Raw genomic sequence first — 12,284 nt, 5'->3', positions numbered from 1 at the left:
GCACATGTCGACGACGACCACCCTGACCACCATCAAACATTTCATCAACGGCGCAGAAACCGCAGGCGCCGGCGACCGCAGCCAGCCGGTCTACAACCCGGCCACCGGAGCCGTCTCCGCAACGTTGCGCCTCGCGAACCGGGCCGATCTGGACGCCACCGTCGCCGCCGCGAAGGCCGCGGCGGAAAAGTGGGGCGATTTCTCCCTCGCCAAGCGCACTGCGGTGCTGTTCAAGTTCCGCGAACTTGTCGCCTCCCACGTGGACGAACTCGCGGCCCTGATCACCGCCGAGCACGGCAAGGTCATTTCCGACGCGAAGGGTGAGATCGGCCGCGGACTGGAAGTCATCGAGTTCGCCTGCGGCATCCCGCAGCTGCTCAAGGGCGACTACTCGGACCAGGTCTCCACCGGCATCGACGTGTTCTCCTTCCGGGAGCCGCTCGGCGTCGTCGCCGGCATCACCCCGTTCAACTTCCCCGTCATGGTGCCTTTGTGGATGGCGCCGATGGCGATCGCCACGGGCAACGCGTTCATCCTCAAGCCCTCCGAACGGGACCCCTCCGCCTCGATGCTCCTCGCGAAGCTCTGGAAGCAGGCCGGCCTGCCCGACGGCGTCTTCCAGGTCCTGCACGGCGACAAGGAAACCGTCGACGGGCTCCTGACCCACCCGGACGTGGACGGCATCTCCTTCGTCGGCTCCACCCCGATCGCGAAGTACGTCCACGAAACCGCCACCAAGCACGGCAAGCGGGTCCAGGCCCTGGGCGGCGCGAAGAACCACGCGATCATCATGCCCGACGCCGACCTGGACAACGCCGCCGACCACCTGGCCGCCGCCGCGTTCGGTTCCGCCGGGGAACGCTGCATGGCCATCTCGGTCGCGGTCGCCGTCGGCGATGCCGCCGAGCTGCTGGTCAAGAAGGTCGAGGAACGCGCCCTGGCCGTGAAGGTCAAGAACGGCACCGAGCCCGACGCCGAAATGGGACCGGTCATCACCCCGGCCTCCAAGGAACGCATCGTGCGGATCGTCACCGAAGCCGAAGCCGCGGGAGCGGCGATGGTCGTGGACGGCCGTGACTTGGTGGTCCCCGGCCACGAAGAAGGCTTCTGGGTCGGCCCCACGGTGATCGACCACGTCAAGACCGAAATGACCGCCTACACCGAGGAAATCTTCGGACCCGTCCTCGTCGTGGTGCGCGTGGAGGACCTGGACGAAGGCATCAAGCTCATCAACTCCAACCCCTACGGCAACGGCACCGCGATCTTCACCTCCTCCGGCGCGAACGCCCGCAAGTTCCAGCGCTCCGTCACCGTGGGCATGGTGGGCATCAACGTGCCCCTGCCGGTACCGGTGGCGTACCACTCCTTCGGCGGCCGGAAGGCCTCGCTCTTCGGCGACAAGCACATCTACGGACCCGAAGGCGTGTCCTTCTACACCCGCGGCAAGGTGGTCACCTCCCGCTGGCCCGAACCCACCCACGCCTCCGGCGCCTCCTACAACTTCCCCTCCAACTAAGGCTTGAGCAATGACAGAGAACAAACTCATCATCGGCACGGCCCCGGACTCTTGGGGTGTCTGGTTCGCGGATGACCCCAAGCAGACCCCGTGGGAACGCTTTCTGGACGAAGTGGCCGAGTCCGGCTACAAGTGGATCGAACTGGGCCCCTACGGCTACTTGCCGAACGATCCCACCCGCCTCGCCGAGGAGCTCAAGCAACGCGACTTGAAGGTCACGGCGGGGACGGTCTTCACGGCCTTCCACCGCGGTGCCGCGCAGTACGAGGAAGCCTGGGAGCCCGCACGCAAAGTGGCTGAGCTGACCGCTGCCATGGGCGGCGAACACATCGTGGTCATTCCCGCGATGTGGCGCGACGACGTCACTGGCGAAGCCGTGGAGAGCGGGGAGCTGTCGCCGGATCAGTGGAATGATCTGTTCGCGGGCCACAACCGCATGGGCAAGGTGCTGCTGGAAGACTTCGGCCTCAAGCAGCAATTCCACTCCCACGCAGATTCCCATGTCGGCGCCCAAGCGGATATCGAGCACTTGCTCGCCGAGACCGATCCCCAGTACTTGAACCTGTGCCTGGACACCGGGCATGCGGAATACTGCGGAGCGTCCAGCCTGGAACTGATCAAGAACTACCCGGACCGCATCGGATACCTGCACTTGAAGCAGATCAACCCGGACATCCTGAGACAAGTCAACGAGGAAAACATGACCTGGGCGGCAGCCAACCTGGCCGGCGTCATGACCGAACCGCCAAACGGCCTTCCGGACCTGCGTGCAGTCATCGAGGCCGTTGAAGGACTTAACCGCCCGATCTTTGGCATTGTGGAACAGGACATGTACCCCGTGGCCTTCGACGTCCCCATGCCCATCGCCAAGCGCACCCGCAACTACCTGCTCTCGTGCGGTTCCCGCACTGCCGTGCAGTAGCACAGCAGCCCAGACACCTAAGGACAGAAACAATGACTGACATTCTCCGCGTGGCCGTCATCGGCGCAGGCCGCATGGGCGCCGACCACATTAAGCGGCTCAGCACCCGCATCCACGGCGCCGAAGTGGCCGCCGTCGTCGACGTCGACCTCGCCCGGGCGCAGGCCGCCATCGCAGGGATCGACGGCGCCGTCGCCCTCACCAGCGCCGATGAGGCCCTCAACAACGGCGATGTCAACGCCGTCCTGATCGCGACGCCCGGTTTCCTGCACGAGGAAATCCTGTACAAGGCACTGGAGAAGGACTTCCCCATCCTCTGCGAAAAGCCGCTCACTCCGGATGCCGAGAGTGCCTGGAAGGTTGTCCAGGCCGAAACGGCGCTCGGCCACAAGCGCATCCAGGTGGGCTTCATGCGCCGCTTCGACGCCGAATACGCCGCCTTGGGTTCCGTGATCCGCGATCGTGAACTCGGCGAGCTGCTCATGCTGCACCACCAGCACCGCAACCCGGACACTCCCCAGGGCTTCACCAACGAGATGCTCATCAACGACTCCGTGGTCCACGAGTTCGACGCCATCCGCTTCTTCACGGGTGAGGAAATCACCTCCGTGCAGGTCCGCCTGGGCAAGGCGACGCGCAACGCCCCGAACGGCCAGCACGACCCCCAGCACGTCCTGATCGAGACGGAGTCCGGTGTCCTGGCCGACGTCGAAATTTACGTGAACGCCAAGTTCGGCTACGAAGTCGCCACCCAGGCGTCCTTCGAGGACGGCATCGTGAGCATCGGCGGCGACGGCGGTCCTTACGTCCGCAGCGCCGGCCGCTGGGGCGGCAAGGTCACGCCCGGCTTCGAAGAGCGCTTCGGTGCCGCGTACGACGTCGAGGTCCAGGCTTGGGTGGACGCCGCCCGCCGCGGCGAAATCGGCGGCCCCACCGCCTGGGACGGCTACGCCACCGCCGCTTGCTGCGAAGCAGGCGTCGAGGCCCAGAAGTCGGGCGAAAAGGTCGCCGTCCAGCTGAACACCAAGCCTGAGCTGTACAAGTAGGAGTGGCCATGAAGATTGCCCTCGATCCCACCCCGTTCCACCACAGCCATACCCTGCTGGAATTTCCGAGGCTGGCCGCCGATCTCGGCTACAAGTACCTCCAGCTGACCCCGCACGCGGACTTCATCCCGTTCTTCAACCACCCCAAGGCCGACGACGAGCTCGTCGGCCAGCTGAAGAAGGCCTGCAAGGATGCCGGCGTCGAGATCGCCTCGGTGCTTCCCGTGCTGCGTTGGTCCGGACCGGACGAAGACGCCCGCGAGGCCGCTGTCCGTTACTGGAAGCGCGCCATCCAGATCACGGTTGACCTTGGTGTGCAGACCATGAACACCGAATTCAGTGGACGCCCGGAAAAGGCAGAGGAGTCCGAAAGGGCCTTCTACCGCTCCATGGAAGAACTGCTTCCGATCATCGAGCGTGAGGGCCTGGACGTCCTTATCGACCCGCACCCGGACGACTTCGTGGAGGACGGACTCGCTGCCCTGCGCGTCATCCGTGGCGTGAACTCGCCTAACATCGGCATGGTCTACGTTGCCTCGCACACGTTCCACATGGGCAACAAGCCGCTCGACATCATGCGGGCGGCGGGGGATAAGCTGCGCCTGGTCCACGTGTCCGACACCATGGACCACCACGCCTCCCACGGGCTGCGCTACATCACCAACCCGCCAGGCAACGCCGTGCGCGTGCACCAGCACCTCAAGATCGGCGACGGCGACGTCAACTGGGACGAGTTCTTCGGCGGACTCAAGGAAATCGGCTTCCTGGACAAGGACAACACCGTCATGGTGTCGAGTGTCTTCGCGGAGGACGACAACGCCAACGAAGTCTCCCGCTACCAGCTGGAAACCATGGGCAAGTACATCGCGAAGGTCCAATAAGGGCAGACAACAAAGGGAGGCGGCGGGTTTCTCGCCGCCTCCCTTTGTTGTCCTGGCTACTGAAGGAGGGACGCCAGGCAGGTGTTGTACCCGGTCATCACTTCCTCGAAGCTGAGAAGTCGCGGCCTGCCATGAACGGTGGTCTTGGGAAGTGCAGAGAGTCCTTCCGGGGAGCACAAGAGCGGTTCGCAGCTGCGCCCGGCGGCATTCAGGGTGGCGATACCCCAAAGATGAACGGCCGGGGTGACAGTGATGTCGATGGCGTTCAGCGTGTCGGTGAGGAGGTTGCGGACGACCGACCTCCAAGCGGCAACGAAGGATTCGCAGAGCATTTCGATCTTGTCGTTGTCATTGAGATCGTAGCTCCGAAGCAAATCTTCGGAGAGGCTGTCCCATTCCTCGGTGGACCGCACGAGCAGGTGGGCGGCCCGGATACGGGCGCTGGTTTCGTTCAAGGAAGGCATTAGTCTTCTTTCAAGGTGGGCGTCTGTAGGGTCGCCTGCGGCTGGACCGGTTGCGGGTTCTTGCCGGGATTGTGGGCGGTGCGTGCGCTGGCGGCGCGGGCGACGTGGCTTCGGGCGTGCTCCACGGCGGGGGTGAGTTCGGTGAAGAGGTGTTTGTGGTGGCGAAGGGAGTCCAGGACCCCCACCTGGGTGACGAGCCGAAGGTGGCGTTCCTGGATCCCTTTGATCAGCACTGTGATTCCGCGGCGTTCCAGGGCCTGGACGATGTCGGTGATTGTTCTGGCCCCGGTTGCGTCCAGGATCTGCAGTTGTGACATGCGGATGATCACGACGTCGACGTTCCGGATGGCGCTGACCCTCTCCAGGACGCGTTCGGCGGCGGCGAAGAACAACGCCCCGTCGAGCCGGAACACGGCGATGTGCTCGTCCCCTTCGTGGACCGGGCCGGGGATTTCCTCCCGGTGCACCCCGCTGGACCGGACCAAGGCACGCAGGGCGAAGAACGCGGCCGCCGCGATCCCGATTTCCACGGCTTCGATCAGGTCGAAGGACACGGTGATCAGTGCGGTGACGAAGAACACGACCGTGTCGGCGCGGGTTGATCCGATCACGCTGCGCAACGTCTTGAGGGAGACCATGCGTGTCGCGGTGACCATGAGCACCCCGGCCAACGCGGCAAGGGGGATGCGGGAAACCGGGCCGGTGGCCAGGTACACCACGGCCAGCAGGACCAGCGCATGGGTGATGGCGGCGAGGCGTGTCCGGCCGCCGGAGCGGATGTTCACCGCGGTGCGGGCGATGGCACCGGTGGCGGGCATGCCACCAAAGAATCCGGATGCAACGGACGCCAGTCCCTGGCCCAGGAGCTCACGGTCCGCGTCGTAGGGACCGGTATCGGAGATCGACGCCCCGACCCGTGCCGAGAGCAGCGACTCGATCGCGGCCAGGGCCGCGATCGTGGCCGCGGAACCGGCCAGCGCGGTGATCGTCGCCAGGTCCAGCGAAGGCATCATGGGGGCCGGCAGGGAATCGGGCAAGGCACCGATCCGGGTCACGGGCAGATCAAGGAACTGCGCGGCCACAGTGGCAATGATGATCGCGATGAGCGAGCCCGGGATCCGGGGATGGATCCGCGGCGAGGCAACCATGATCACCGCGACCAGAGTTACCACGGCAACCGGGGCAAGAACCGAGGCTGGGGACACAGTGCCGATGGCCTGGATCGCCGAGATGACGGCGTTGCTGCTGGGCCCGGGCTTGGCGCCGAATGCGGCAGGGACCTGCTGCAGGAAAATGATTACCGCGATTCCGACCGTGAAGCCCTCGATCACCGGCCAGGGCAGGAGCGTCACGACCCGCCCGAGTTTGAGTAGCCCGGCGGCCACCACTATCACCCCGGCAAGGACCGAGACAGCGGCCAGTGCACCGAGCCCGTGGGCGGCGATGACCGGGCCTAGAACCACGACCATGGCGCCGGTAGGTCCGGAGACTTGGATATTGGAACCACCGAAAACGGCCGCGATCACGCCGGCGATCACGGCGGTGATCAGTCCGCTGGCCGCACCCGCGCCGGAGCTGACACCGAACGCGAGGGCCAGCGGCAGCGCGACGATGCCGACGGTGACCCCGGCAACCAGGTCTCCTTTCCAGGTACGCGGCAACAGCGCGTAATCCTGGCGCGCGGGCAGGAAGGCCCGGGCCGCGACCAGGATCTTCATCGGGTGCTGGCCGCCGCGGCTGACGCGGGTGCAGTCGCTTCTGAGGACTCAAGCTGCGCCCGGGTGGTGTGCAGCATGTCGTTGAGCAGCAGTCTCGCAACGGAGAGGAGTTCCGCGACCTGCGGGTACGCCAAGGTGTAGAACATCTGCAGCGCCCGTCGCTCTCCCTTGACGAGCTGATATCGGCGCAGCACCGACAGATGCTGGGACAGGTGCGATGCCTCCAGGCCCGTTGCGGACAGAAGCTCTGTCACAGATACTTCGGGCGCCGCCGACAGCAGCTCCAGTACCCGGATCCTGACCGGGTGGGCCAGCCCCTTGAACAGATTGGCCTTCACCTCGTACAGCGGTGCCCGGAAATCCGCGAACTCTTCCATGACTGCCTCCCTGCCCGCCATCACGAGCCTTGCTTGACTATTTTATGGATTCATCATCCAGTGTAGCAAGGGCGGCAACGGAGAGCCCTGCGTGCCAACACAAGGAGGGCCTCATCCGAATCTCGGATGAAGCCCTCTTTTGGAGTTCGAGGAACCCCCTACGCCGTCACCTTGAGCGACGCAGTGAGCGCCGCGTCGGCGTCCCGCAGGACCTTGGCTGCGACCTCGAGACCTTCGATCCGGCCGAGGGAGGTGTCTTCGTGCTCGATGTTGACCAGCATGTTCGGGTCCACTTCATGCAGGGCACGCAGGAACTCGGTCCAGTAGGCGGTGTCGTGCCCGCGGCCGAGGGCAACGAAGTCCCACGCGGAGTTCTTGGGCCACTCGTTGGCCCACTCGTCGCCGCCGAGGTTCGTGCGGCTTTCGTCCGGCGAGAGGCGACGGAAGCTGTTGTCGAGGACCCCGTAGAGGGCTGCATTCGCGGTGTTGATGCGCACGTCTTTCGCGGCCGCCTGGAAAACCAGCGGGCCGAGTTCGCGGACCACGGCTACCGGATCCATCTGTTGCCAGAACAGGTGCGAAGCATCCAGTTCAACGCCCACATGGGTAGCTCCGGTGAGCTCGATGAGCTTGTGCACGTCGGCGGTGTTGAACACGATGTTCTGCGGGTGCAGTTCAAGGGCTACCTTGACGTCGTGGTCAGCGGCCAGGCGGTCTGTCTCGCGCCAGAACTTCGCCGCGATGTCCCACTGGTAGTCCAGCACATCCAAGGCTGCCGAGTTCCAGGCGTTGACGATCCAGTTCGTCACGGTCGCGCCGGGCTCACCGCCGGGCAGGCCGGACATGGTGACCACTCGACTCTGGCCGAGACGCTCTGCAAGCCGGATGGAGCGGCGGATGTCCTCGGCATGCTTCTCGCCGATCTCGCGTTTCGGGTGCAGCGGGTTGCCGTTGCAGTTCAGGCCTGCGATCGCAACGCCGGTCCCCTCGAAGATCCCGAGGTAGTCGTCGCGGGCGGCATCGGACACCAGAATGTCGTCCAGGGTGGGGACGTGGACGGCAGGCAGGAAGCCGCCGGTGTTGATCTCGATGCCCGTGAGGCCCAGATCAGCGATGACCTTGAGGGCCTCGGGAAGCGGCCTGTCGTGCAGGATTGCGTTGTAGACGCCGAGTTTCATAGCGTGATGGTCTTTCCGTTGTTGAGTGCCGATTCCGTGACAGCGCCGAGCAGTTCCATGTTGCGCACGCCTTCGTCGAACGTGGCGCAGCGGGGGAGGGATTCGGATTCAGGCAAACCGGCAACCTCTTCGAGGAACGCGCGGGCCTGGTAGCCGAAAGCGTCGTTTTGGCCGAAGCCGACTTCGGGGGCGTCCATGGCGAGGCCGCCGGCGATGTAGGGGTGGCCCGGGCCGAGGATGACCTGGCGGTAGCCGTTCTCGTTGCCGGAACCATCGTTGAGGAAGAGCTGGATTTCGGAAGGGCGGCGCTGGTCGAACTTGGCCGCACCGTTCTCGCAGAACACTTCGAAGTTGAGGCTGTTGGCGTGGCCGGCGGCAACGCGGGAGACTTCGAAGCTGCCGGCGCCGTTCTCGAACTCGGCATTGAAGGCTGCGTAGTCGTCGTTCTCCACGGCCTCGAAGGTGTCGCTGACAGCGGCGTGGTCGTGGCCCATGACGGCGGCAAGCGGCAGGGGGCGCTTGTCGATGACGGTGCTCAGGCGGCCGCCGCTGATGGACTTGATGTCGCCGCACAGGAATTCGGAGACGTAGGCCAGGTGGCTTCCGACGTCGGCCAGCGCGCCGGAGCCGGGGCCGCCCTTGTAGCGCCAGCTCATGGGAGCCGACGGGCTGAAGCCATAGTCGGTCCAGTAGCGGCCGCTGAAGTGCAGCACCTTGCCGAGGACACCGGTCCGGATCAAATCACGGATGTAGGCAATGCCGGGCGTGCGGCGGAAGGTGAAGCCGATGCGCGCGATGCTCGAAGCGTTGCGGGCGGCATCGGCCATGGCGCGGGCATCCTCGATCGAGTCGCTCAGCGGCTTCTCGCAGAGGACGTGCTTGCCTGCGGCCAGGAGCCCCTCGACCACCTCGCGGTGGAGGGAATTCGCGATGACGACACTGACGACGTCGATGTCGTCGGCTTCTGCGATCGCTTGCCACGAGGTGTCATTGCGTTCGTAACCGAAACGCCGGGCAGCGAGGGACCCGAACTCCGCGTTCACATCGCCGATAGACACGAGGCGCACCGGCGGAAGCACGGGGCTGTAAAGGGCGGACGCTGTGCGGTAGGCCGCCGCGTGTGCCTTGCCGGCCATTCCTGCGCCGATGACGGCGACCCCTAGGCTCTCAGCCATTGATTTCTCCTTCGAAATTAAGCCTGGGTGTCGAGCACACCGGGGCATTTTGGAGCGCTACAATTTAGCACTGGACACAAAGCCTAATCATGTGAGTATGTCCTGTCAATGTTCCGCGAATACCCTTGACAGCAGAGTAGAAAGGTTCCCCGAATCGTGAGTGCGACAAGTCCTAAAACCCGCCGCCCGACCATCTATGACGTAGCCAAGCTGGCTGGCGTCTCGCCGTCGCTGGTGTCCTTGGTCCTCCAGTCGCCGGAAAGGGTCGGTGACAAGCGCCGCCAAGCTGTCCAGTCGGCAATGTCTGAGCTCGGCTACCGTCCCAGCAGGGCCGCGACCACGCTGGCGAGCAATCGGACCAAGAGCATCGGCCTGCTCATTGACGACTACAGGAATCTTTGGTTCGTCGATCTCCTCAGGGGAATGGAGTCGGTACTTTCGGAGCTCGGTTACCACGTCACGCTGGCCGACTCCCAGCCCGGCGAAAACCGCATCAAGGAAGCAGCCGACGGACTTCTTGCCATGCATGTTGACGCGCTTGTCATCGCCGCAGAACCGAGCGATTCCATGCTGGCCAGGACGTGGGTTCCCACGGTGGTGGCCGGGTGGCGCAAGGGGGTGCCGGTCGGTGCCGACCTCATCACCAACGACGACGACGGCGGCGGCGGCGTGGCCGCTGACCACTTGCTGGGGCTCGGTCATACCCGCATTGGCCATCTCTCAGGGTCCGACGGCGCGTCAGCCCATCGGCGTGCCGGTTTCCGGCGGCAGATCCAGGCGGCCGGCGTCGAACTCCTGATTGCCGAGTCCAAAGGTACTTCGGAGGAGGACGGCTACGCCGCGGCTTCTTGGCTCCTGGACCACCACCCGGACACGACGGCGATCTTCGCGGCCAACGACACCATGGCCGTGGGCGCCTTTGCCGTCCTCAAGGCCAGGGGCCTTCGCGTGCCCGGCGACATTTCGGTGATCGGCTATGACAATTCCCCGTTGGCCAAGTCGAGGTACTTGGACATCACTTCCGTCGACAACCGAAGCGACGTTGTCGGCATTAATGCTGCGCACAGGCTGCTCGCCAGGATTGAAGACCCCGCCATCAAGCCCGAGCGCACCTTGATTGATCCCGTCCTCGTGCTGCGAAGTACCACGGCCCGACCGGCCCCGTAGCCCCGATCTCACGGTGTTCGTGGGGGATCATGCGACCATCTCACGTAAAAACATCCTAATGTCAGGACAAAGTATTGACATATGTGAGGCGAGTCACCATGATCTGTGTAGAGGGCTTTGAGCTCCTGCAGAGTGGCAGGGCCGCAACCCCTATCAAAGGAGATAAATCGTGAAGAAGTTTTCTTGGCGGAAGGCGGCACTTGTGGCAGCCGTCGTTCCGATGATGGCTCTTAGCGCTTGTTCCAGCCAAGGCGGAAAGCCGGCTGACACCGCCAACGCCGCCGGAGGCGGGCAAGTCGTCAGCACTCCGCGCATGAAAGTCGCCCTCATCACCCACGCGGCAGCAGGGGACACGTTCTGGGACATCGTCCGCAAGGGTGCAGAAGAAGCGTCTGCGAAGGACAATGTTGAGCTTCTCTACACAAGCGACCCCGAAGCCGGGCGCCAGGCCCAGCTCGTCCAGCAGGCCATCGACCAGAAGGTTGACGGTATTGCTGTCACCCTCGCCACCCCGGACGCCCTCAAGGACGTCCTCAAGAAGGCCACCGATGCCGGCATCCCGGTGGTGAGCCTCAACGCCGGCGAGGGCGTCTCGGCACAGCTCGGGGCTTTCACCCACTTCGGTTCGAATGAGAAGCTCGCCGGCGAGGCCGTCGGAACCAGGCTCGCGGCACAGGGCTTCAAGCACCCGGTCTGCGTGATTCAGCAGCAGGGCCACGTCGGCCTCGAAGCACGGTGTGCCGGCGTCAAGGCGAAGGTGCCCGGAACTGAGATCCTGTACGTCGATGGCAAGGACATGACGGCGGTCCAGTCCACCGCCACCGCGAAGCTCCAGGCAGCCAAGGATGCAGATGTCATCATCGGCTTGGGCGCGCCGATCACCCTCACGCTCCTCAAGTCCGTCACGGACGCCAGCAGCTCCGCAAAGGTGGCCAGCTTCGACCTGAACGCGGACCTCGCCCAGAAGATCGTGGACGGCTCTGTGATCTTCACGGTGGACCAGCAGCCGTGGCTCCAGGGCTACATGTCCGTCGACTCCCTGTGGCAGGCCAAGCGCGGAGGTTTCAAGCTCGGTGGCGGCCAGCCCGTCCTGACCGGTCCCACCATCGTGGACAAGTCCAACGCCTCCGACGTTCTCAAATTCGCCCAGCAGGGCGTCCGCTAGATCCAGGATTCTGGCCGCGCGGCGGGCGACCGCCGCGCGGCCTGACCAACAAGGAGTTCTTCCTATGGCAAACACAGCAACCCTGCCGCCGGCACCGGCTTCGGCCCCCGGCGATGAGCGGATCGGACGCCGTAGCCCGGTCCAGAAGTTTCTGGGCAGGCCCGAAGTCGGCGCCCTCGTGGGGGCGGTCGTCCTCTTCATCTTCTTCGCGTCCGTGTCCCAGACGTTCACGCAGCCGAACGCGCTCGCGACCGTGCTGTATGGTTCCTCGACGATCGGGATCATGGCGGTGGGGGTGTCGCTGTTGATGATCGGCGGTGAGTTCGACCTTTCCACCGGTGTGGCCGTGATTTCCTCGGCCCTGACGGCTTCCCTGTTCAGCTGGTATTTCTCGATGAACGCGTGGGTCGGCGTCGTGCTGGCGCTCGTCGTTTCACTCGGCATCGGCTTCATCAACGGGTGGATCCTGGTCAAGACGAAGCTGCCGTCCTTCATCGTGACGCTCGCTACGTTCCTGATGCTCACGGGCCTGAACCTGGCCTTGACCCGGCTGATCGGCGGCAGTGTGTCGTCCCCGTCGATTTCGAAGCTGGATGGTTTCGAGTCGGCGCACGCGGTGTTCGCGTCCTCGATCAGCATCGGCGGGGTCGAGGTGAAGATCACGGTGTTCTTCTG

At 64.6% G+C, this 12,284-nt stretch carries 12 protein-coding genes; 7 read left to right on the top strand and 5 right to left on the bottom strand.

The window, feature by feature from the left end; all coding sequences use genetic code 11:
- Positions 1-4: 4 nt before the first annotated feature.
- Genes ABEA18_RS20655 through ABEA18_RS20640 form a run of 4 tightly spaced genes read left to right on the top strand, consistent with a single transcriptional unit; the run spans position 5 to position 4,365 of the window.
- Positions 5-1,516, top strand: coding sequence for a CoA-acylating methylmalonate-semialdehyde dehydrogenase (locus ABEA18_RS20655; RefSeq protein WP_345452329.1), 1,512 nt, complete (start codon positions 5-7; stop codon positions 1,514-1,516).
- A gap of 10 nt (positions 1,517-1,526) precedes the next feature.
- The gene (locus tag ABEA18_RS20650; protein ID WP_345452327.1) at positions 1,527-2,438 is read left to right on the top strand and encodes a sugar phosphate isomerase/epimerase family protein; all 912 of its coding nucleotides are present in this window, start codon (positions 1,527-1,529) and stop codon (positions 2,436-2,438) included.
- Between the two features lie 32 nt (positions 2,439-2,470).
- A complete protein-coding gene (locus ABEA18_RS20645; protein ID WP_345452325.1) occupies positions 2,471-3,484 on the top strand; it encodes a Gfo/Idh/MocA family protein in 1,014 nt (337 codons plus the stop codon).
- Between the two features lie 8 nt (positions 3,485-3,492).
- On the top strand, positions 3,493-4,365 hold the full coding sequence (locus ABEA18_RS20640) for a sugar phosphate isomerase/epimerase family protein (RefSeq protein WP_345452323.1): 873 nt from the start codon (positions 3,493-3,495) through the stop codon (positions 4,363-4,365).
- A 56-nt stretch (positions 4,366-4,421) separates the two neighbouring features.
- Here ABEA18_RS20640 and ABEA18_RS20635 read toward each other — a convergent pair whose 3' ends face one another.
- The 5 genes from ABEA18_RS20635 to ABEA18_RS20615 all read right to left on the bottom strand — a co-directional run bounded on the left by ABEA18_RS20635 (position 4,422) and on the right by ABEA18_RS20615 (position 9,277).
- Complete coding sequence (locus ABEA18_RS20635; protein ID WP_345452321.1) at positions 4,422-4,829, bottom strand: hypothetical protein; 408 nt, start codon at positions 4,827-4,829, stop codon at positions 4,422-4,424.
- The gene (locus tag ABEA18_RS20630) at positions 4,829-6,547 is read right to left on the bottom strand and encodes a SulP family inorganic anion transporter (RefSeq protein ID WP_345452319.1); all 1,719 of its coding nucleotides are present in this window, start codon (positions 6,545-6,547) and stop codon (positions 4,829-4,831) included. Before ABEA18_RS20630 ends, ABEA18_RS20635 begins: the two co-directional genes overlap by 1 nt.
- On the bottom strand, positions 6,544-6,924 hold the full coding sequence (locus ABEA18_RS20625; protein WP_345452318.1) for an ArsR/SmtB family transcription factor: 381 nt from the start codon (positions 6,922-6,924) through the stop codon (positions 6,544-6,546). Before ABEA18_RS20625 ends, ABEA18_RS20630 begins: the two co-directional genes overlap by 4 nt.
- Positions 6,925-7,082: 158 nt before the next feature.
- Positions 7,083-8,102 (bottom strand): sugar phosphate isomerase/epimerase family protein, encoded by a 1,020-nt coding sequence (locus ABEA18_RS20620; RefSeq protein ID WP_345452317.1) that lies wholly within the window; start codon positions 8,100-8,102, stop codon positions 7,083-7,085.
- The gene (locus ABEA18_RS20615) at positions 8,099-9,277 is read right to left on the bottom strand and encodes a Gfo/Idh/MocA family protein (protein ID WP_345452316.1); all 1,179 of its coding nucleotides are present in this window, start codon (positions 9,275-9,277) and stop codon (positions 8,099-8,101) included. Before ABEA18_RS20615 ends, ABEA18_RS20620 begins: the two co-directional genes overlap by 4 nt.
- A 156-nt stretch (positions 9,278-9,433) precedes the next feature.
- Here ABEA18_RS20615 and ABEA18_RS20610 point away from each other — a divergent pair, with 156 nt between their 5' ends.
- From ABEA18_RS20610 to ABEA18_RS20600, 3 genes are all read left to right on the top strand, one after another.
- Positions 9,434-10,444, top strand: a complete 1,011-nt coding sequence (locus ABEA18_RS20610; protein ID WP_345452315.1) for a LacI family DNA-binding transcriptional regulator — start codon at positions 9,434-9,436, stop codon at positions 10,442-10,444.
- A gap of 169 nt (positions 10,445-10,613) precedes the next feature.
- Positions 10,614-11,609: a substrate-binding domain-containing protein gene (locus tag ABEA18_RS20605; protein WP_345452313.1), complete on the top strand. Its 996-nt coding sequence runs from the start codon at positions 10,614-10,616 to the stop codon at positions 11,607-11,609.
- A gap of 64 nt (positions 11,610-11,673) precedes the next feature.
- Positions 11,674-12,284, top strand: a 611-nt coding sequence (locus tag ABEA18_RS20600) for an ABC transporter permease (RefSeq protein WP_425550559.1), incomplete at its 3' end; no start/stop codon positions are given.

This window comes from Arthrobacter gyeryongensis, assembly GCF_039543785.1.
Lineage (GTDB): Bacteria > Actinomycetota > Actinomycetes > Actinomycetales > Micrococcaceae > Arthrobacter > Arthrobacter gyeryongensis.
This window is presented reverse-complemented; position numbering and strand designations above follow the sequence as displayed.